Genomic DNA, 21,358 nt, shown 5'->3' on the forward strand with positions numbered 1-21,358 from the left:
ACCCGCGGCCGGGGGCCTGGGGCACGCGCCCCCCACGCGGCGGAGCCGCACATCAGACGCAGCCGGGAAGGGGCGGGGCCGGGGAACAAGCGCCGCAGGCGAAACGGACCCGCACCCGACAACGGCGCCCAGCCCAAGCCCCCGCCCTACCTCACCGCACCTCGATGAAAGACGACACGCTCCGCGCCCCCCGCTCACGAGGCTCCCCCGCGGCCCGCCCCACCGCGACCGCCCCCATCGGAGACCATCCCGCCGGAAGGCCGAGCACAGACCGCACGACCTCCGCACAGAACATCGTCGACGAGACCCAGGCCGACCCCAGCCGCTCCCCGGCCAGTGCCACCAGGAAGTTCTGGACGGCGGCGCCGGCGGCGACCACGAACATCTCCCGCTCGGCCGCGTTGCGCCGCGCGTCGGGATACGTGTGGGAGCCGTCCATGACCAGGCATGGCACCACCAGATAGGGAGCGTTGCGCAGGACGTCGCCCCGCCGCACCCGCTTGGCGATGCTCTCCTCGCTGAAGCCGTCGCCGCGCAGGTCGGAGATCCAGGCGTCGCGCATGGCGTCGAGCAGCCGCGTCCGCGAGGACTCGGACTCCAGCAGGACGAACCGCCAGGGCGTCGTGTGGTGCGGGGCGGGCGCGGTGATCGCGGCGGCGACGGCCCGCCGCACGGCACCCGGGTCGACGGGCTCGTCGGTGAACTCGCGGATCGTCCGCCGCTGGGTCATCGCTTCGCGTACGGCCTCGGAGGTCCCCAGCCGGAACATGTCGTCGGCGGGGGAGCGGACGAGCGCCCGCGCCCCGGCGCCGTCGTCGCCCACGACGTGCGGAAGACCGCGCACCACGGCCACCGGCAGCCCCGCGGTCTTCCCCTTGACGAGGTCACCCGCGGCGGCCAGTTCGTCCGCGGTGGCGACGGTCGTCACATTCAGGGGATTGCCGTGGGTGTCCACGCCGCCGCGCAGGTCGTCGAGGACGCGCACCCCGGCCGCGCCGATCGCGACGTCGGTCAGCCCGGAGCGCCAGGGGCGGCCGAAGGTGTCGGTGATGACGACGCCGACCTCGACGCCGAGCGCCTCCTTGAGCCCGGCGCGCAGCGCGCGGGCGGAGGCGTCCGGGTCCTCGGGCAGCAGCAGTATCGTGCCGGCCTCGGTGTTCGACGCGTCGACTCCGGCGGCGGCCATGACCAGCCCCTGCCGGTTCTCGACGATGCGGAGGGCGCCGCGCCGGGCCACGACCCGCACGGTCTCGGCGTCGATCGCGGCCTCGCGCTCCGGGGCCCGGACGATCCGGCCCTCGGCCTTGCTGACGATCTTCGAGGTGACGAGCAGGACGTCGCCGTCGGCGAGGCCGGGCAGTCCCTCCGCGCCGGCCGCCGTCGCGATGAGCTTGACGAGGTCGTCCCCGGCCCGCACCTCGGGGACGCCGGGCAGCGCCCAGACGCGGTACGCCGGGACGTCCTCGCGCGGCAGGCCGGTCACGCGCGCACCTCCTCGGCGAGGGCCAGCGCCTGCTCGGCCATCCGCGCGGTGGCCTCGGTGTCGGTCATCATCAGCGGGACCGACCGGCAGCGGATCCCGGCGGCCTCGACCTCGGCCACGGCGCCCGCGTCGACGGTGTCGACCAGCCAGCCGTCGATGAGCTCCGAGCCGTAGTGCCGGGCGACGGCGGCGGCCGAGGACTCCACCCCGACGGCCTCCAGGACCTTGTCGGCCATGCCGCGCACGGGCGCGTCCCCGACGATGGGGGAGAGGCCCACGACGGGCGCCGCCGCGGCCGCGACGGCCTCGCGGACGCCGGGCACGGCGAGGATCGTGCCGACGCTGACGACCGGGTTGGACGGCGGGAAGAGGATGACGTCGGCCGACGCGATGGCCTCCAGCACGCCGGGCGCGGGCTTGGCCTCCTCCGCGCCGACGGGGATGACCGCGCGCGCGGGCGTGGCCGCGCGCAGCCGCACCCAGTACTCCTGGAAGTGGACGGCCTTGCGGCCCTCGCCGTCCGGGTCGTCGATCAGGACGTGCGTCTCGACGCGGTCGTCGCTCATCGGCAGCAGCCGCACGCCCGGCTGCCAGCGACGGCAGAGCGCCTCGGTGACGGCGCTGAGCGGATAGCCGGCGGCGGTCATCTGCGTACGGACGATGTGGGTGGCGAAGTCGCGGTCGCCGAGCCCGAACCACTCGGGCCCCACGCCGTAGGCCGCCAACTCCTCCTTCACGGCGAAGGATTCCCCGGCCCGGCCCCAGCCCTGCTCCTCGTGGATGCCCCCGCCGAGGGTGTACATCACGGTGTCGAGGTCGGGACAGACCTTGAGGCCGAAGAGGTGGATGTCGTCTCCGGTGTTCCCGATGACGGTGATGTCCGCGTCGGGGACTGCTGACTTGAGGCCACGGAGGAAGCGGGCGCCCCCGATCCCGCCGGCCAGAACCACAATGCGCTGCATGCGGAACAGTGTGTCAGCCGCCTGTGACATCCCTGTGGGGGGAGTCAGCCGCGCACGGCATCCCGGTCGGCGGTCAACGCGGCGGCCGCGGGCCGCCGGTGACGCATGGGCATCTCGGTGAGGCCGGGGGAGTAGACGTGCAGGCTCACGGCCGGGCCGAGGGAGTCGTTGACGACCTCGTGGGCATAGCCGGGCGCGAAGACGCGCTGATCGCCGGCGCGCAGCCGCCGCCGCGCGCCACCCTGGGCGCCGCTGCCCCAGCTGACCTCGGTGAGCTCCCCCTGAAGGACGGTCAGGACGCCGGAGGACGGCCCGTGGTCGTGCTGCCCGCTGCCCTGGCCGGGCACCCAGCTGAGCAGCCACACCTCGTAGCCGGGGCCGGTGCGCAGCCGGTGGTACCAGCGGCTCGTGGCGTCGTACTGCACGAGGCGGGCCCAGGAGGCGGTGTCGGCGGCGAGGGAGCGGGCCAGCCCGGCGAACTCGGCGATGGTGGCGGGGTGCGCGGGGGCGGGCGGCATCAGGTGCGGGATGGCGAGCGGGTCGCCGGCGATCTGGACGTCGCTGTTCATGTGCGGGGTTCCTCGGCGGATGTGCTGGGCTGCGCGGGGGAGCGGTGCGAGGACGCGTACGGACGCGTCCGGGTACGGGAGCGCGGGCCCTGCGGACGGGCGGGAAGGGCGAGCGAGGTGGAGCGGGAGGAAAAGCTCAGCTGGAGCTCGTGGGCATCAACAGCTGGAACAGCGACAGCGCGCCTGCACAGCGCAGCGGGACCCGTAGTCACGGGTCAGGCTGAGTGCGGCGATCGCTGGCATGCCACCAAAGGTGACGGGCCCGACCGCGCTCTGTCAACCGGGTGTCCGTTTTGGGGCTAATCTTTCACCTCATCCGGTAACTGAGGGTGCTGAAAGGTTTGCGGCCCAGGGGTCGCGGACAGGTGGCGCAGCAGTCGCGGCCGTAAACATCATTCGGCCGGACGGTGCAACGGGATTGCCGTGCGTGACGTCCTCTCCTTCAGGAAGAGGATGGGACTGTCGGGACGGGCAGTTGATTCTGTCCGGACTTGTAATGTTTCGGACACTTTCTGCTTGGCTTTGGTTCCGCAGAGTGAATAAGGGGCCCAATAGCAGATCTCGGCTTGACTGGCCCGGATCGGCACACTTGTAATTTCACCCGTGTTGTTCTGCCGCACTTGATGAAGGCAGCCTTGATGAAGGCAGCACGGGGACGCAAATGACAGACGAGGGGCGCACATGACCGAGCTGTTTCAGCAACTGCTGGTCGAGGAGGCGGACGAGGAGCTCGGCTGGCAGGAGCGCGCGCTGTGCGCTCAGACCGATCCCGAGTCCTTCTTCCCCGAGAAGGGTGGTTCCACGCGCGAGGCCAAGAAGGTCTGTCTCGCCTGCGAGGTCCGCTCGGAGTGCCTTGAATATGCCCTTGCCAATGACGAACGCTTCGGCATCTGGGGAGGTTTGTCCGAGCGAGAGCGCCGCCGCCTCAAGAAAGCAGCGGTCTGATTGATCGGACAAACAGTTCTGTGGACGGTCTTATTGAAGTCCGGCGAAGAGAAATAGCCCCGCCGCACTCCGCGCACTCCGGCCATGACGAACGGTCCGCCTGCCGCGTTCCACAGCGAGCGGCGGACCGCCGCGTACGCGGCCACCGGCCCGGACACGGCATATCGGCCCCGCGGGGCGGCACCCCCGCCACCGGCCGGCCCACCGCGCGGACACCCGGCGCGACCGCGTCAAGAGGCCCGGGAGCCCGCCCCCGCTGACGGGACGGGGCGGGGCGCACACCACCGGAGAGGCCCTAGTGTGGTGGCCCGTCGAGCGCACCGCTCGACCGCAGCCAGCAACCGCACAGCAGTCCTCCGGGGGGCGACCCCCGGACCCCGGCCGGAGGGCCCGTACCTCGATGTCCGTGCACAGCAATACGGCGGCCCACTACCCGGCCACCTCTGCCACGTTCGATCCCGCAGTCCCCCCGGCGTTCCCGCGCCACGTCGTGACCGCCGTGCTCGTCGCCCACGACGGCGCCCGCTGGCTGCCCGACGCGCTGACCGGACTGCTCGGCCAGGAACGGCCCGTCCAGAGCGCCGTCGCCGCCGACACCAGCAGCACCGACGACTCCGCGCGACTGCTCGCCGAGGCCCTCGGCCCCGACCGCGTCCTGCACCTCGCCCGCCGCGCCGGATTCGGCGCCGCCGTCGACGAGGCCGTCCGCGCGGTCCCCGCACCGGACCCCGGCGAACTGCCCTACCTCAAGCGCTCCAGCGGCTGGGACCCCGTCAGCCGCACCTGGCAGGAGGACCCCTACGACCAGGGCGGCCGCGCCGACCACCGGCACGACGACCTCGACCCCGTCCAGTGGCTCTGGCTACTCCACGACGACTGCGCCCCCGAACCCGGCGCCCTGCACGAACTGCTGCGCGTCGCCGACGCCGAACCCGACGCCGCCGTCATCGGCCCCAAGCTCCGCAGCTGGTACGACCGCAGACAACTGCTCGAGGCCGGCGTCTCCATCGCCCGCAGCGGCCGCCGCTGGACCGGCCTGGAGCGCCGCGAACAGGACCAGGGCCAGCACGACCAGATCCGGCCCGTGCTCGCCGTCTCCACCGCCGGCATGCTCGTCCGCCGCGACGTCTACGAACAGCTCGGCGGCTTCGACCCCCGGCTGCCCCTCATGCGCGACGACATCGACCTCTGCTGGCGCGCCCACGCCGCCGGCCACCGCGTGCTCGTCGCCCCCGACGCCGTCATGCGGCACGCCGAGGCCGCGGCCCGCGAACGCCGCCCCGTCGACTGCGCCGGCCGCTCCGCCGTGAACCCCCACCGCGTCGACAAGGCGGGCGCCGTCTACGCCCTCCTCGCCAACACCCGCGGCCCGCTCCTGCCGTACGTCATGCTCCGGCTCGTCCTCGGCACCCTGCTGCGCACCCTCGGCTACCTCCTCGGCAAGGCCCCCGGACAGGCGCTCGACGAACTCACCGGACTCTTCGGCACCCTGCTGCGCCCCGGCCGGCTCCGCGCCGCCCGCAAGCGGCGGGGCGCGCCCACCGTCGCCACGAGCGAACTGCGGCCGCTGTTCCCCCCGCCCGGCGCGACCGTCCGGGCCACCGTCGAACAGCTCGCGAGCAACCTGACCGGCCGCTCCGAAGCCGAACTCTCCTCCGCCGGACGCCACGGAGCCGTCGAATCCGGACCGGGCGGCGACGACGCGGACTTCCTGGAGGTCGAACAGTTCACCCGGCTCCGGCGCATCGCCCGCAAGCCGGCCCCCGTCCTCTTCGCCCTCCTGCTGCTCGTCTCGGTGATCGCCTGCCGCGCGCTGTTCGGCGGCGGCTCGCTGTCCGGCGGCGCCCTGCTGCCCGTCCCCGACGGCGTCTCCGGCCTCTGGGCGCGCTACACCAGCGGCTGGCACCCCGTCGGCGTCGGCAACACCGGCAGCGCGCCCCCCTACCTTGCCGTACTCGCCGCCCTCGGCACCCTCTTCCTCGGCTCCACCGGCTTCACCCTCACCCTCCTGCTGGTCTGCTCCGTGCCCCTGGCCGGACTCACCGCCTACTTCGCCTCCCGCCCGCTCGTCTCCTCCCGCCTGCTGCGCGCCTGGGCGAGCGTCGCGTACGCCTTCCTGCCCGCCGCCACCGGCGCCCTCGCCACCGGCCGGCTCGGCACCGCCGTCCTCGCGATCCTGCTGCCGCTGATGGCCCGCGCGGCCGTCGCCGCCACCGCGCTGCGCGTCCCCACCGCCCGCCCCACCTGGCGCGCCTCCTGGACGTACGCGCTCCTGCTCACCGTCACCACCGCCTTCACCCCGGTCGTCTGGCCGCTCGCCGTCGTGCTGGGCCTCGGCGCGCTCGCCGTGCACGCCGTACGGGGCGGCGCCGCCCGGCTGACCCTCCACGGGCCGCGCTTCCTCGCCGTGGTCCTCACCCCCCTCGTCGTGCTCGCCCCCTGGTCGCTCGGCCTCTTCACCGACCCCGGCCGCTTCTTCGCCGAGGCGGGCATCGACCAGGGGCACGGCACGACCGCGCCCTGGCACCTCCTCGCGGGCGACCCGGGCGGCCCGAAGACCTTCGGCGGCCTGCTGCTCGCCGGCGTCGTCCTGGCCGCCCTCGCCGCCCTGCTGCGCGCCGACCGGGCCCGCGCCGTCCGTACGGCCTGGACGGCGGCGCTCGCCGCCCTTCTATGCGCCGCCCTGGCGAACGGCAGCGGCTGGGCCGGGCCCGCGACCCTGGTCTACTGCCTGGCGCTCGTCGCCGCGGCCGTCGTGGGCGCCGAGGGCGCCCGCGAGCGCGTCGCCGCGCTCAGCTTCGGCTGGCGCCAGCCCGTCGCCGCCCTGATCGCCCTGACGGCCGCCGCGGGCCCGCTCGTCGCCGCCGCCGTGTGGATGGTGGCCGGTGCCGACGGACCGCTCGAACGGCGCTCCCCCGAGCAGGTCCCGGCGTTCGTCGCGGAGGAGGCGGGCACCCGCGACCAGGCCCGCACCCTGGTGCTCGACGGCACCGCCGGGCACGTCGGCTACGCCCTGGTCCGGGGCTCCGGCGCCCGGACCGGCGACGCCGAACTGGCCGTGGCCGCCGGGCGCGACAAGAAGCTCGACGCCGTCGTCGCCGGCCTCGTCGCGGGCTCCGGAGCCGACCAGGCGGGCCTCCTCGGCGACTACGCCGTCGGCTATGTCCTCGTACGCGACAGCGCGCCGCGCTCGACGGGCCGGGTCCTGGACACCACCCCCGGCCTCACCCGGCTCAGCCGCCAGGACCGCAGCTCGCTGTGGCGGGTCGACCGCGACGTCGCCCGCGTCACCATCGTCCCCGGCGCCGCGCAGAACGCCGCGCAGCGGTCCGCCCCCGTGACGGTCGCCTCCGGCCCCGTCGAGGCGCACACCACCGTCCCGGACGGCCCCCAGGGCCGCGTCCTGCGCGTCGCCGACAAGGCCGCGCCCGGCTGGCAGGCCACTCTCAACGGCCGCGCGCTCAAGCGCACCACCGTCGACGGCTGGGCACAGGGCTTCGAACTGCCCGCCGGAGGCGGCAAGCTCGCCCTGACCTACCAGGCCCCCCTGGCGCACACGGCATGGCTCTGGACGCAGGGGCTCCTCGCCGCCGTCCTGGTGGTGCTCGCCCTCCCGGGCCGCCGCCGCGAGGTCGACGACGACCTGCCGGAGACCGGCGCCCCGGCGGCAGCGGCACCCGCGCCCGCCGCGCCCTCCGTCCCCGCGCAGCCGGCCGCCGGAGAGGGCCGCAGAGCCCGCCGCCTGCGCGCCGCAGCGGAGGCCGAGGCGACGCCCCCGCCGGCCGCACCCGAGCCCCCGGCGGCCGAGCCGGCCGCCGACCCGTACGCACAGCAGACCGCCGATCCCTACGCCGCCGATCCCTACGCCGCCGATCCCTACGCCGCAGTCCCGCAACAGCAGCAGTACGGCCAGTGGGGCGGCGCGCAGGGTTACGGGACGTACGACCAGCAGCCCTACCAGGAAGGCGCCTACGAAGGCACCTACGACGGCTCGTACCAGCAGCAGAGCGGTGACTACGCGCAGCAGGCGCACTATCCCGCCGATCCGTACGCGGCGGGGACGTACGACCCGTACAGCTACGGACAGCAGCACTACGACACGACGTACGGCGACGGTGGCCACCAGCAGCACCAGCACCGCGACGGGAGCGAGCAGCAGTGAAGCGCACCACCCTGTCCCTGTTCGGCGCGGTGGCGGCGCTCGTCGCGGTCACCGGCGTCGCCGTGCTCGAAGCGCCGTCGGGCACCGCCGGCACGGCCGCGAAGGCGCCCGCCCGGCTGCCCGTGGAGCGCTCGATGCGGCTCTGCCCGGCGCCCACGTCCTCGGACGTGGGGGAGACGACGTACACCGCCTTCACCCCGGCCGGAGCGCCCGCCCGCGCGGGCGCGCGCAAGGCCACCGCGGACCTGCTGGCGGCGAGCGGCACGGCGGCGGGCCCGGCCAAGAAGGACGACGGCAAGTCCGACGGCAAGGGCAAGAAGAAGGACGACCAGGGCGCGGTGGCGGCCGGTGCGACGGTGCTGTCCCTGAAGGAGCCCGGCAAGCCCGTCACCGCCACCACGGACCGCTCCGACGCCCCCGCCCTCATCGGCACCGCCGACGGCACGCTCGCCCCCGGCTGGACCGTGCAGCAGAGCACCGTGGTGAGTGCGGGCAGCGGGCGCGGACTGCACGGGCTCACCTGCACGGCACCCGACACGTCCTTCTGGTTCCCTGGCGCGAGCACCGCCAAGGGCCGCCAGGACTACGTCCACCTGACCAACCCGGACAGCACCCCCGCCGTCGTCGACCTGGAGATGTACGGCAAGGACGGCCGGATCCAGGCCGCCGCCGGCGAGGGCATCAACGTCCCGCCGCGCTCCACCGTGCCGGTGCTCCTGTCGACCCTCACGGACACCCCCACGGAGAACGCGACGCTCCATGTGGCCGCCCGCTCCGGCCGGGTGGGGGCCGCGCTCCAGGCGTCCGACGAGAAGCTCGGCGGCGACTGGCTGCCGCCCTCCGGCGAGGCGTCACCCGGCGCCGTGCTCCCGGGCATCCCGGCCGACGCCACGTCCGTCCGCCTCTACGTCTTCGCGCCCGGCTCCGACGACGCCGACCTGAAGCTGCGCTTCGCCGGGGCGAACAGCGCGATCACCCCGGCCGGTCACGAGAGCGTGCACGTCAAGAGCGGCATGACGACGGCCGTCGACCTCGGGGACATCACCCGCGGCGAGGCGGGCTCGCTGCTGCTCGACGCGGACGGCGGCAGCACGCCGGTGGTCGCCGCGCTGCGGGTCACCCGGGGCAAGGACGACAAGCAGGAGACGGCCTTCATCGCGGCGACCCCGCCGATCGACAAGCGCGGCACGGTCGCCGACAACCGCGTGAAGAGCAGCACCCTCGCCCTGGTCGCGCCCGGCAAGGAGGCGGCCCAGGTGAAGGTCACCTCCTCGGCGGGCAGCGACGGCGGCAGCACCGTCAGCAAGACGTACACCGTCAAGCCGGGCACCACGCTGTCCGTGGAGCCGCCGGAGCCCTCCGGTGCGAAGGGGAGCTACGCGGTGACCGTGGAGAAGGTCTCGGGCGGCCCGGTGCACGCCTCGCGGATGCTCGCGCTGCCCAAGGACGGCGTGCCGATGTTCACGATCCAGCCCATCCCGGACGACCGCTCCACGGTGGCCGTCCCGGAGGCCGGGCAGGACCTGTCGATGCTGAACCGGTGAGCCGGCCGGCCGTCACCTCCGGTCCCCGGCCGTCAGCCTCCGACAGTCAGTGCGTCACCGGCGTTCAAACCTCCGGCGGGGGAAGGGATGTTGGCGCCGGCTGTCGGTGGGGCGGTCAGTCCTGGCCGTAGCGCGGATCCACCGACTCCGGTGCCAGCCCGAGGAGTTCGGCGACCTGCTCCACCACGACCTCGTGCACGAGCAGCGCGCGCTCGTCCCGGCCCTTGGTGCGGATCTCCACCGGCCGCCGGTAGATCACGATCCGGTCCGGGGTGTCGCCGTGCGCCGCGACGTACCGGCCGAGCGGCACCGTCTCGCCGTCGAACTCGAAGGCGTCGAGCTCCTCGGCATCGCTCATCGTGCCGCGCCCGTCACGGGTGGTCACCGGGACCTCGCGCACGACGAAGTCGACCGCGGACAGCTGCGGCCAGAGCCGCTCCAGCCGCTCCGCGGAGTCGTGCACCAGGTCGACGAAGGCCTCACCCCGGCTGACCGACAGCGGCACTTGGGGCGGGGCGATCGGTCCGCGCATGCCGCGTCCGTGGCGGTCGCGGTGACGCGGGCGCGGCCCGGCGGGGCTGGGGGCGCCTCCGGAGGTGACCGGAGGAGGTACGGGGCTGTCCATCACTCCCGAGAGTAGCCGTCGCCCGGCTGTGTGCGCGTAGTGATCGCATATCAGCCGAATGTCGCTGAATGAATGTTTCAGTCGCTTCTGTGATCAATTACGGCCATGTGCAGGACGGCACCGTGCTCGTTGAAGGACACTGTGTGGACCGCTTGATGACAGATTTCACCGCCCGCGTGCCGTGCCCTCAGGGCCTCCGCACAGCTCAACCAGGCGGTACGGAGGCGGCGTCCACAAGGCGATCGGAGCCGACACGGAGGGGTGAGCCGGGGGTGAGTCGTCGCGGACCGCTCAAGAGTGCGGTACCGTCCAACCTCGTGAGCCCTGTACGTCGCTGTTCGCGCACCGCGTGCGGCCGCCCGGCCGTCGCGACGCTGACGTACGTCTACGCCGATTCGACCGCCGTTCTCGGACCGCTCGCCACCTACGCCGAGCCCCACTGCTACGACCTGTGCGCCGAGCACTCCGAGCGCCTGACCGCACCCCGCGGCTGGGACGTCGTCCGGCTCGCCCTCGACAGCGGCCCCGCCCGCCCCAGCGGCGACGACCTCGAAGCACTGGCCAACGCCGTGCGCGAAGCGGCCCGCCCGCAGGAGCGCCTGACGGGACCGGAGGGCGCCCCGGCGCCCGGCGGCCGTGAGGCCGACCCCATGGAGGTCGCCCGCCGAGGCCACCTCAGGGTCCTGCGCTCGCCCGACTCCTGACGCCCCGCCGCCCCTCTCCGGCCGCGGGCCCCGGCTGTCAACACCCGTCCACACCCGGCCTTCCACTCCTCCGGTGCCCGGATTGTCATTGCCTCCAGGTAGGTTTGTGTTCTCCGTACAGGACTCCAGGAGGGGTTGGCTGTGGCTGATCTGTCGCAGATCGTGAAGGCGTACGACGTCCGCGGTGTCGTTCCCGACCAGTGGGACGAGCCGCTGGCCGAGCTGTTCGGCGCCGCCTTCGCCCGTGTCACCGGCGCGGACGCGATCGTGACCGGGCACGACATGCGCCCCTCCTCGCCCGGTCTCTCCCGGGCCTTCGCGCGCGGCGCCGCGGCGCTCGGCGTCGACGTCACCGAGATCGGGCTCTGCTCGACCGACGAGCTGTACTTCGCCAGCGGCGCCCTCGGCCTGCCCGGCGCGATGTTCACCGCCTCGCACAACCCCGCGCAGTACAACGGCATCAAGATGTGCCGGTCCGGCGCGGCCCCCGTCGGCCAGGACACCGGCCTCTCCGACATCCGCGCGCTCGTGGAGCGGTGGACGGAGACCGGCGCGCCCGAGCCCGCCGCCACCCCCGGCACGATCACCGCGCGGGACGTCCTCGGCGACTACGCGAAGCACCTGCGCGGCCTCGTCGACCTGTCGGGCATCCGCCCGCTGAAGGTCGTGGTGGACGCGGGCAACGGCATGGGCGGCCACACCGTCCCGACCGTCTTCGACGGCCTGCCGATCGAACTCGACGCGATGTACTTCGAGTTGGACGGCACCTTCCCCAACCACGAGGCCAACCCCCTCGACCCGAAGAACCTCGTCGACCTCCAGGCACGCGTGCGCGAGGTCGGCGCCGACCTCGGTCTGGCCTTCGACGGCGACGCCGACCGCTGCTTCGTGATCGACGAGAACGGCGACCCCGTCTCGCCCTCCGCCATCACCGCCCTGGTCGCCGCCCGCGAGCTCGCCAAGCACCCCGGCGGCACGGTCATCCACAACCTCATCACCTCCTGGTCGGTGCCCGAGGTCGTCGCGGAGAACGGCGGCAAGGCCGTGCGCACCCGCGTGGGGCACTCCTTCATCAAGGAGGAGATGGCCCGCACGGGCGCGATCTTCGGCGGCGAGCACTCCGCGCACTACTACTTCCGCGACTTCTGGAACGCCGACACCGGCATGCTCGCCGCGATGCACGTGCTCGCGGCGCTCGGCGGCCAGGACGAGCCGCTGTCCCGGCTCGTCGCGCAGTACGACCGCTACGCCGCGTCCGGCGAGATCAACAGCACCGTCGCCGACCAGGCCGGGCGGGCCGCGGCGGTCAAGGCGGCGTACGCGAACCGCGACGGCGTCGAGCTCGACGAGCTCGACGGCCTGACCGTGACGGCCGCCGACTGGTGGTTCAACCTCCGCGCCTCCAACACCGAGCCGCTCCTCCGCCTGAACGTCGAGGCACGCGACGCCGAAACGGTGGCCCGCCTCCGCGACGAGGTCCTCTCCCTCGTCCGCGCCTAGCGACCGGAAGAGCGGGAAGGGACGGGCGGGCCGGTACCGGCCCGCCCCGCCCGCCGCACGCGAAGCCACGACCAGCCCCCCGCCGCCCCGGATATCCGCCACCCCCAGCGGGAGCGACTACGCTGGCCGGGCAAGGGACGCACACGCCGAAGGGAACCCCCATGCCGCTCGAAGCCGGTCTTCTGGAGATCCTCGCCTGCCCGGAGTGCCACGCACCCCTCCACGAGGAAGAGCAGGCCGCCGAGCTGGTGTGCGAGAGCAAGAGCTGCGGCCTGGCCTACCCCGTGCGCGACGGCATCCCCGTCCTGCTCGTCGACGAGGCCCGGCGCCCCGCCTGACGCCCGCCCGGCCCGGCACACACCCGTACGGCGTACGCCACGGCGATCGGAGGCTGATCAACGGTGTTCGACGAGTCGCTCCTCGATGACCCGGAAGCCCTGTCCCGAGCCGATCTCCACGGCCTCCTGCGCGGCGCCGCGGAATCCGGCGCCCGGGTCCGCACGGCCGCCCGCGACGCCGCCGAAGCGGGCATCGGCGCGCTCCACCCGGACGGCCGCCCGCGCGCCCTCCTCGTCGCCGGGCCCGCCCCCGCCGCGGGCTGCGTCGCCGACCTGCTCACGGCACTCGCCGGCGGCAGCGCCCCGGTCACCCTGATCCGCCCCACCGGCGTCGCCCCCGCCCCCGGCGCCCTGAGCTGGACGCTCCCCGGCTGGACGGGCCCGCTGGACCTGCTGCTCGTCGCCACCCCCGACGGCACGGAACCCGGCCTCGCGATCCTCCTGGAACAGGCGTACCGCCGAGGCTGCTCCGTCGTCTGCGTCACCCCCGACGGCACCCCCCTGGCCGACGCCACCGAGCAGGCGCGCGGCCTGACGATCCCGCTGACCGCCGCCCCCGGCGAGGCACGCACCGGCGGCGCCGAGGCCACCGGCGGCACGGCCGCGCTCCCCGCCGGCCCCGGCACCCTCTGGTCCCTGCTCACCCCGCTCCTCGCCCTCGCCGACCGCATCGGCCTGCTCGCCGCCGACCAGGGCTCCGTCGAATCCCTCGCCGACCGGCTCGACCAGGTCGCCGAGGTCTGCGGCCCCGCCCACGCCACCTACAGCAACCCCGCCAAGACCCTCGCGGCCGAGCTCGCGGGCACCCTCCCGCTGATCTGGTCCGAGGGCGACATCGCAGGCGCCGTCGGCCGCCACTTCGCCACCGTCCTCGCCGCACTCTCCGGCCGCCCCGCGCTCGCCGCCCAGCTGCCCGACGCGCTCACCGCGCACGGCGCCCTGCTCGCCGGGGACTTCGCCGCCGGCGCCGACCCCGAGGACTTCTTCCGCGACCGCGTCGAGGACCCCGAGGCCCTGCACGCCCGCGTCGTCCTGCTCCGCGAGCGCGAGCCCGACATCACCTCACCCGGACCCGCCGCCCGCGAATTCGTCCTCCAGCGCGAGACTCCCATCAGCGAGCTGGAGGCCACCGAGGGCAGCACGCCCCTGGAGACCGCCGCAGAGCTGCTCGCCATCACGGATTTCGCCGCCGTCTATCTGGCGCTCGCCTCCACCCCGTAGAACGCGGGGAACGGCACGGACCCGTGACCGACGACCGGGCTCGTGAACACGACGCCAGCCGTACGAACAGTCAGGAAGCCGCCCCATGGACCGCCTCGCCAACACCGTGCGCCCCTACGCCTGGGGCTCCACCAGCGCGATCCCCGAGCTCCTCGGCACCACCCCCACCGGCGAACCCCAGGCCGAGCTCTGGATGGGCGCCCACCCCGGCGCCCCCTCCCGCGTCGACCGCGGCACCGGACCCCGGCCCCTGTGCGACACCATCGCCGACGCACCGGAAGCCGAACTCGGCCCCGCGACCGTACGCCGCTTCGGACCCCAGCTGCCCTTCCTGCTCAAACTCCTCGCCGCCGCCTCCCCGCTCTCCCTCCAGGTCCACCCCGACCTCGACCGGGCCAAGGCCGGATACGCCGACGAGGAAGCACGCGGCATCCCCGCCGACGCCCCCCACCGCACCTACCGCGACGCCAACCACAAACCCGAACTGCTCTGCGCCCTCACCCCCTTCGAGGGCCTCTGCGGCTTTCGCGACCCCGCCGGGACGGCCGCGCTCCTCACCGCCCTCGACGTCGACTCCCTCAAGCCGTACGCCGACCTCCTCCACGCCCAGCCCGAGGCCGACGCCCTGCGCGAGGTCCTCACCGCCGTCCTGACCGCCGAACACACGGCCGTCGCCGACACCGTCCACGCGGCCTCCGCCGCCTGCGAACGCCTCGCCGCGCAGGACGGCCCGCACCGCGCCGCGTACGCCGCCTACGCCGCCATCGCCCGCCACTACCCCGGCGACCCCGGCGTCATCGCCGCCCTGCTCCTCAACCACGTCCGCCTGAACCCCGGCGAGGCCCTCTACCTCGGCGCGGGCGTCCCCCACGCCTACCTCGACGGCCTCGGCGTCGAAATCATGGCCAACTCCGACAACGTCCTCCGCTGCGGCCTCACACCGAAACACATCGACGTCCCCGAACTGCTGCGCGTCGTCCGCTTCGAGAGCACCGAACCCGCCGTCCTGCGCCCCGAGGCCGACGCCGCCGGCGAAGAGGTCTACGCGACACCCGTCGACGAATTCCGCCTCTCCCGCTACGTCTTCGCACCCGTCTCCGAAACCCCCGCCGCCCTGCCCCCCGGCACCCCGCAGATCCTCCTGTGCACCCGAGGCACCGCGACCCTGCGCACCACCGACGGCACCGAGCTGCGCCTGGGCCGCGGCGAGTCCGCCTTCGTACGGGCCGACGAGCGCGCCGAACTCACCGGCGACGACGCCACCGTCTTCCGCGCCACGGTCGCCGTCTGACCCGGGCACCGCCCGACGGCTGCGACAATGACCCGCCGTAAAGGAAGAGCAAAGCAACACTCCGGCGAAAGGGACATGCCGCACCCATGAGCGCATCAGGCGGAACCAAGGCCATCGTCGCCGCGTTGGGGGCCAACATGGCCATCGCCGTGGCGAAATTCGTCGCGTTCGCGTTCAGCGGCTCGTCGTCGATGCTCGCCGAAGGAGTGCACTCGGTCGCCGACTCCGGCAACCAGGTGCTGCTCCTGCTCGGCGGCAGGAAGGCCGAGAAGAAGGCGAGCGAGGAGCACCCCTTCGGCTACGGCCGGGAGCGCTACGTCTACGGATTCCTCGTCTCCATCGTCCTGTTCACCATCGGCGGCGTCTTCGCGCTCTACGAGGGCTACGAGAAGATCAAGGAACCGCACGAGCTGGAGCACTGGTACTGGCCGGTCGCCGTGCTGGTCTTTGCCGTCGTCGCCGAGGGCTTCTCCTTCCGCACCGCGATCAAGGAATCCAACGCGCTGCGCGGCAAGCAGTCATGGCGCACCTTCATCCGCACGGCCAAGGCCCCCGAGCTTCCCGTCGTCCTGCTGGAGGACTTCGGCGCCCTCATCGGCCTCGTCCTCGCCCTGCTCGGCGTGAGCCTGACCCTGGCCACCGGCGACGGCGTGTGGGATGGCATCGGCACACTGTGCATCGGCATCCTGCTCGTCCTCATCGCGCTCGTCCTGGCCGCCGAGACCAAGTCCCTGCTGCTCGGCGAGGCGGCCGGCCCGGAGCAGATCGCGAAGATCCGCGCGGCCGCCGTGGACGGCGACACCGTCACCGGCGTCATCCACATGCGCACCCTCCACCTCGGCCCCGAGGAACTGCTCGTCGCGGCCAAGATCGCGGTACGGCACGACGACACCGCCGTGGAGATCGCCCGCGCCATCGACGCCGCCGAGGCCCGCATCCGCGAGGCCGTCCCGATCGCCCGCGCGATCTACCTCGAACCCGACATCTACAGCGAGGAAGCGGCAGCGGCGGGCGAGGACCCGGCGGCGACCCCCGGCGGCCCCGCCCGCCACTGACGAAAGCCCTGGAGGACCGGGTGGGGGAGCACCCCTACCCGACCTCCCGGAGCACCTCCACGATCTCCCCCGGCTCCTGTGCCGTGAGCAGCCGCTCCCGGAACGCCGGATCCATCAACTTCCGCGACAGCATCGCCAGCAGCCGCAGATGCTCGTCGCCCGCGGCGGCCGTCGGCACCGAGATCATGAAGATCAGCCGGGCCTTCGTACCGTCCAGCGCCCCCCACTCGACCCCCTCCGCGGACCGGGCGAAGCCCACGACCGGCGCCGAGACCGCGTCCGTCTTGGCGTGCGGAACGGCGATCTCCTCACCCAGCCCGGTCGTCCCCAGCTCCTCACGGGCGAGCGCGGCGCGCACGAGCCCCTCGACGTCCGTCACCTTGCCGGAGGCCGCGAGCAGTTCGGCCATCTCCCGGATCGCCGCCTCCTTGCCGGAGGCCGCGAGCCGCGGCCGTACGGTCCGCTCGGTGAGGTAACCGGAAAGAGCCGCGCTCTCCGCGGCCGGCGGAACCTCCGGCGGGCCGGCGGCCACCCTCGTCGCCGGAACGACCACCGTGGCCCGCACACCGCCCAGCGAGATCAGCGAGACCGTCGTCAACGCCGTCACCGCCATGCCGACGGCGATCGCGACGAAGAACATCGGCACCCCGCCGACCGCCCCCAGCCCCGCCACGATCGGACCGCCGTGCGGCACGCTGTCCTCCACCGCCGCCAGCCCCGCGATCGCCCCCGCCACCGCGCCGCCGAGCATGTTGGCGGGGATCACCCGCGCCGGCCGGGCGGCGGCGAACGGGATCGCGCCCTCCGTGATGCCGAAGAAGCCCATGAACAGCGCCGCCAGACCGGTCTCCCGCTCCTGATCGGTGTACAGCCGGCGCCGCAGCAGCGTCGCGAGACCCTGCCCGAGCGGCGGTACGGGAATCGCCGCCGCGCACATCCCCATGATCTCCGGGTTCTTGGAGACCAGACCGGCGCCGAAGAGGAACGCCGTCTTGTTGACCGGCCCGCCCATGTCGAAAGCGATCATCAGGCCGAGCAGCACACCGAGCAGCGCCGCGCTCGTCCCCGTCAGCCCGCCCAGCCAGCTCGTCAGATGCTCGAACACCCAGGAGATCGGCCGCCCGATCACATAGATGAAGAACAGACCCAGCGCGGACGTCGCCACCACCGGGATCACGATCACCGGCATGATCGGCCGGACGAACGCCGGAACCTCGACCTTCTTGATCCACCGGACCAGATAACCGGCCAGGAAACCGGTCGCGATCGCCCCGATGAAGCCCGCGCCCGCCTTGCTGTCGTAGAGCTCCCCGTGCCCCGCGATCCACCCCCCGACCATGCCCGGCACCAGCGCCGGCCGGTCACCGATCGCATAGGCGATATAGCCGGAGAGGATCGGGATCATCAGCGTGAAGCCGACGGTGCCGATGTCGTTGACGGACTTCCAGAAGGAGTTGTCGAAGACGATCCCCTGCGACGTCGTATGGCCGCCCAGCGCGAGCGACACCGCGATCAGCAGCCCGCCGACGACCACGAAGGGAATCATGTACGAGACGCCGTTCATCAGCGCCTTGTAGACGGCCCCGCGCTCCCTGCCACCGCCCCCGGCAGCCGCCGGCGGCACGCCGCCCCCGGAACCCTCGTACACCGGGGCGCTCCGCACCCGCTCGATCAGCCGCTCCGGATGGTGGATCCCCTCCGCCACCCCGACGGACAGCACCCGCTTCCCGGCGAAGCGGCTCAGGTCGACGTCCTTGTCGGCGGCGACGATGATGCCGTCCGCCTGCCTGACATCGTTGTCGGTCAGGACGTTCTCCGCCCCGATCGACCCCTGCGTCTCCACCTTGATCTCATGGCCGAGCGCCTCGGCGGCCTGCGCCAGCTTCTCCGCCGCCATATAGGTGTGGGCGATACCCGTCGGACAGGCGGTCACCGCCAGCAGCCTGAGCCCCGGCCCCCTGACCCCCGCGCCCTCGGAGGGGTCGGCTGGACTGGTCACATGGATCTCCTCACGATCGGCACGCGCGGCAGCGCCGACGGTTCCCCCGTCCACGCGTTGATCGAATCCTGCAACACGACGCCTGCGGAGGAAAGCGATCACGGCCTCCGCGGGCGGAACAGGGCCGGACGGGGCTGGGGTTCACCACCACCATCGGTGTAGATTCGTGACCAGAGCCAGACGTCGCTGCTGATGGCGGTCGGGCGGCCCGCACGACGGACCGGCCGAGGGAGAGAGGGCCTCCGACGGACTGCGCTGCGGCCAGGGGGACGGGTGTGTCCGGACAGGTGTCGGACGCCTGCCGAGCGGTAACCGTCCCTGCAGACTGACCGCGTGCACAGCCGTACCCATCCTCGCTCGCCCCTTCAGGAGGAGCAGCCCGTATGACCACCACCTCCACCGGCCAGGACTTCAAGGTCGCGGACCTGTCGCTGGCAGCTTTCGGTCGTAAGGAGATCACCCTCGCCGAGCACGAGATGCCCGGTCTGATGGCGATCCGCAAGGAGTACGCGGAGGCGCAGCCGCTGGCGGGCGCCCGTATCACCGGCTCGCTGCACATGACGGTGCAGACGGCCGTGCTCATCGAGACGCTGGTCGCTCTGGGCGCGCGGGTGCGCTGGGCTTCCTGCAACATCTTCTCCACCCAGGACCACGCCGCCGCGGCCATCGCCGTCGGCCCGCAGGGCACCCCGGAGAACCCGCAGGGCGTCCCGGTCTTCGCCTGGAAGGGCGAGACGCTGGAGGAGTACTGGTGGTGCACGGAGCAGGCGCTGACCTGGCCCGGCACCGCCACCGGCGGCCCCAACATGATCCTGGACGACGGCGGCGACGCCACCCTCCTCGTGCACAAGGGCGTCGAGTTCGAGAAGGCCGGCGCGGCCCCGGACCCGTCGACGGCCGACAGCGAGGAGTACGCCCAGATCCTCACGCTGCTCAACCGCACGCTGGGTGAGAACCCGCAGAAGTGGACCCAGCTGGCGTCCGAGATCCGCGGCGTCACCGAGGAGACCACCACCGGCGTCCACCGCCTCTACGAGATGCAGCAGGCCGGTTCGCTGCTCTTCCCGGCGATCAACGTGAACGACGCCGTCACCAAGTCGAAGTTCGACAACAAGTACGGCTGCCGCCACTCGCTGATCGACGGCATCAACCGCGCCACCGACGTCCTCATCGGCGGCAAGGTCGCGGTCGTCTGCGGCTACGGCGACGTCGGCAAGGGCTGCGCGGAGTCCCTGCGCGGCCAGGGCGCCCGGGTCATCGTCACCGAGATCGACCCGATCAACGCCCTCCAGGCGGCGATGGACGGCTTCCAGGTCACCACCCTGGACGAGGTCGTCGAGACCGCCGACATCTTCGTCACCACCACGGGCAACAAGGACATCATCATGGCCGCCGACATGGCCAAGATGAAGCACCAGGCCATCGTGGGCAACATCGGCCACTTCGACAACGAGATCGACATGGCCGGCCTCGCGAAGATCCCCGGCATCGTCAAGGACGAGGTCAAGCCGCAGGTCCACACCTGGACGTTCGCCGACGGCAAGGTCCTGATCGTCCTCTCCGAGGGCCGTCTGCTGAACCTGGGCAACGCCACCGGCCACCCGTCCTTCGTGATGTCGAACTCCTTCGCGGACCAGACCCTGGCCCAGATCGAGCTCTTCACCAAGCCGGAGTCGTACCCGACCGACGTCTACGTCCTGCCGAAGCTCCTCGACGAGAAGGTGGCCCGCCTCCACCTCGACGCGCTCGGCGTCAAGCTGACCACGCTCCGCCCGGAGCAGGCCGCCTACATCGGCGTCAAGGTCGAGGGCCCGTACAAGCCGGACCACTACCGCTACTGACACCCGCTGCGGTGGGCCGCCGCCGGGCGGCCACCGCGGTAACCGGCGCGCAGGCCCCCGCCCTCCTCGGTGGGGGCCTGTCCCGCTTTCGTCCAAGGACCCACCATGCCCCGCGGCCGCTACTCCCTCCACGACCCGCACGACCACACCCCGCTCGGCGAGGAGCACTTCCACTGCGCCACCGGCCCCTCCGGCTGGCGCTACGTCTCCCAGCTCACGGCCCCCGCCGGCGACCACGCCGGCTCCGTCGACCTGACCCTCGACGACCTGGGCCGCCCGATCCGCCTCCAGCTGCACGCGGCGAGCTGGCAGGTCCGGGGCGCGGCCCTCGACGGCGTCACATGGGTGCGTACGGACCCGACCGGTGAGCACGCCACGGAGGGCAACGCGGCCGCCCACGCCTTCACCGGCGCCTCCCCGGCCTTCTACGTGGCCCTGGCCCGGCTGCTGCGGCCCGCCCCCGGCGAGGGCGCGAAACGGATCCGCCTCGTCGGCTTCACGCCTCCCGCGCTGGCTCCCCGCACCTTCGACCAGGCGTGGGCCCTGGTCGCCAGGACGCCGCACAGCACGGACAACGGCGTGCTGATGGTGGACGAATACCAGGTCAGCGACCTCGAGACCGGCGAGCAGCACAGCGTGCACCTGGCCGGCGACGTGGTCCTTGCCGCACCGGGCGTCGAGCTGGAGGAGCTGGAGAGCCCGCCATCGTCCTTCGAGTGACGACGGGACGATGTGCGCTGGGCCGTACGGGCCTGGTACTGTCCTACTCGCTCCGCAAAACCTGTTGACACGGGCAGCGCGGGGAGGTAGATTCGAACGGTTGCCGGGAGCTGGACAGCTCCGGTCGCAACGGTTAGAATCTGAATCGCTTCGGTGCCGGATCCAATTCGCACGAAGCAAACCTCACTCTCCTTATGGGAAGCGAAACGCCGATTAGCTCGGCCGAAATGCTTCTGATAAAGTCGGTGAAGCCGGAAAGCGAAAAGCTGGAAGGCGAACCCCGCTCCAACAGGGGGCCGGAAAAGGAATTCGGACCGGAAACGGGCCGGAAAACGGATCTGGTAAGGTTGGAAACACGAAATACCGAAGGGAAGCGCCCGGAGGAAAGCCCGAGAGGGT

17 protein-coding genes are annotated in these 21,358 nt (G+C 72.9%); 12 read left to right on the forward strand and 5 right to left on the reverse strand.

The features are described from left to right. Positions 1 to 151: 151 nt before the first annotated feature. Genes ACH427_RS17145 through ACH427_RS17155 form a run of 3 tightly spaced genes read right to left on the reverse strand, consistent with a single transcriptional unit; the run spans position 152 to position 3,014 of the window. Entirely contained in the window at positions 152 to 1,483 is a 1,332-nt protein-coding gene (locus ACH427_RS17145) for a coenzyme F420-0:L-glutamate ligase (RefSeq protein ID WP_398870291.1), read from the reverse strand. Then, on the reverse strand, positions 1,480 to 2,445 hold the full coding sequence (gene cofD, locus ACH427_RS17150; RefSeq protein ID WP_398870292.1) for a 2-phospho-L-lactate transferase: 966 nt from the start codon (positions 2,443 to 2,445) through the stop codon (positions 1,480 to 1,482). The genes ACH427_RS17145 and cofD overlap by 4 nt, the downstream gene beginning before the upstream one ends. Positions 2,446 to 2,489: 44 nt before the next feature. Then, entirely contained in the window at positions 2,490 to 3,014 is a 525-nt protein-coding gene (locus ACH427_RS17155) for a cysteine dioxygenase (protein WP_398870293.1), read from the reverse strand. Between the two features lie 681 nt (positions 3,015 to 3,695). Here ACH427_RS17155 and ACH427_RS17160 point away from each other — a divergent pair. The 3 genes from ACH427_RS17160 to ACH427_RS17170 all read left to right on the forward strand — a co-directional run bounded on the left by ACH427_RS17160 (position 3,696) and on the right by ACH427_RS17170 (position 9,665). Next, a complete protein-coding gene (locus ACH427_RS17160) occupies positions 3,696 to 3,959 on the forward strand; it encodes a WhiB family transcriptional regulator (protein ID WP_004952403.1) in 264 nt (87 codons plus the stop codon). Between the two features lie 400 nt (positions 3,960 to 4,359). Continuing rightward, positions 4,360 to 8,121, forward strand: a complete 3,762-nt coding sequence (locus ACH427_RS17165) for a glycosyltransferase (RefSeq protein WP_398870294.1) — start codon at positions 4,360 to 4,362, stop codon at positions 8,119 to 8,121. Beyond that, on the forward strand, positions 8,118 to 9,665 hold the full coding sequence (locus ACH427_RS17170; protein WP_398870295.1) for a DUF5719 family protein: 1,548 nt from the start codon (positions 8,118 to 8,120) through the stop codon (positions 9,663 to 9,665). Before ACH427_RS17165 ends, ACH427_RS17170 begins: the two co-directional genes overlap by 4 nt. A 115-nt stretch (positions 9,666 to 9,780) precedes the next feature. Here the strand turns inward: ACH427_RS17170 and ACH427_RS17175 are convergent, their stop codons facing one another. Then, on the reverse strand, positions 9,781 to 10,290 hold the full coding sequence (locus tag ACH427_RS17175; protein WP_398870296.1) for a metallopeptidase family protein: 510 nt from the start codon (positions 10,288 to 10,290) through the stop codon (positions 9,781 to 9,783). Between the two features lie 272 nt (positions 10,291 to 10,562). On the opposite strand from ACH427_RS17175, the gene ACH427_RS17180 reads away from it, so the two are divergent. From ACH427_RS17180 to ACH427_RS17205, 6 genes are all read left to right on the forward strand, one after another. Next, entirely contained in the window at positions 10,563 to 10,994 is a 432-nt protein-coding gene (locus tag ACH427_RS17180; protein WP_398870297.1) for a DUF3499 domain-containing protein, read from the forward strand. A 141-nt stretch (positions 10,995 to 11,135) separates the two neighbouring features. Continuing rightward, positions 11,136 to 12,494 (forward strand): phosphomannomutase/phosphoglucomutase, encoded by a 1,359-nt coding sequence (locus ACH427_RS17185; RefSeq protein WP_398870298.1) that lies wholly within the window; start codon positions 11,136 to 11,138, stop codon positions 12,492 to 12,494. Between the two features lie 161 nt (positions 12,495 to 12,655). Beyond that, positions 12,656 to 12,832 carry a Trm112 family protein gene (locus ACH427_RS17190; RefSeq protein ID WP_116212094.1) on the forward strand — a complete coding sequence of 59 codons (177 nt, stop codon included), beginning with the start codon at positions 12,656 to 12,658 and terminating at the stop codon, positions 12,830 to 12,832. Between the two features lie 63 nt (positions 12,833 to 12,895). Beyond that, the gene (locus ACH427_RS17195) at positions 12,896 to 14,053 is read left to right on the forward strand and encodes an SIS domain-containing protein (RefSeq protein ID WP_398870299.1); all 1,158 of its coding nucleotides are present in this window, start codon (positions 12,896 to 12,898) and stop codon (positions 14,051 to 14,053) included. A gap of 85 nt (positions 14,054 to 14,138) precedes the next feature. Next, on the forward strand, positions 14,139 to 15,344 hold the full coding sequence (gene manA, locus ACH427_RS17200) for a mannose-6-phosphate isomerase, class I (protein ID WP_398870300.1): 1,206 nt from the start codon (positions 14,139 to 14,141) through the stop codon (positions 15,342 to 15,344). Between the two features lie 86 nt (positions 15,345 to 15,430). Then, on the forward strand, positions 15,431 to 16,399 hold the full coding sequence (locus ACH427_RS17205; RefSeq protein WP_398870301.1) for a cation diffusion facilitator family transporter: 969 nt from the start codon (positions 15,431 to 15,433) through the stop codon (positions 16,397 to 16,399). Between the two features lie 34 nt (positions 16,400 to 16,433). On the opposite strand, the gene ACH427_RS17210 is transcribed toward ACH427_RS17205, so the two are convergent. Next, complete coding sequence (locus ACH427_RS17210; RefSeq protein WP_398870302.1) at positions 16,434 to 18,398, reverse strand: fructose-specific PTS transporter subunit EIIC; 1,965 nt, start codon at positions 18,396 to 18,398, stop codon at positions 16,434 to 16,436. Positions 18,399 to 18,781: 383 nt separating this feature from the next. Between ACH427_RS17210 and ahcY the strand changes: the two genes are divergently transcribed. The 3 genes from ahcY to ACH427_RS17225 form a co-directional block, all read left to right on the forward strand. Beyond that, complete coding sequence (gene ahcY, locus ACH427_RS17215) at positions 18,782 to 20,239, forward strand: adenosylhomocysteinase (protein WP_398870303.1); 1,458 nt, start codon at positions 18,782 to 18,784, stop codon at positions 20,237 to 20,239. A 105-nt stretch (positions 20,240 to 20,344) separates the two neighbouring features. Continuing rightward, complete coding sequence (locus tag ACH427_RS17220; protein WP_398870304.1) at positions 20,345 to 20,959, forward strand: hypothetical protein; 615 nt, start codon at positions 20,345 to 20,347, stop codon at positions 20,957 to 20,959. Positions 20,960 to 21,153: 194 nt separating this feature from the next. Beyond that, positions 21,154 to 21,358, forward strand: a 205-nt coding sequence (locus ACH427_RS17225) for a hypothetical protein (RefSeq protein ID WP_398870305.1), incomplete at its 3' end; no start/stop codon positions are given.

The sequence above is a fragment of the Streptomyces sp. NPDC020379 genome (assembly GCF_044387105.1).
GTDB lineage: Bacteria > Actinomycetota > Actinomycetes > Streptomycetales > Streptomycetaceae > Streptomyces.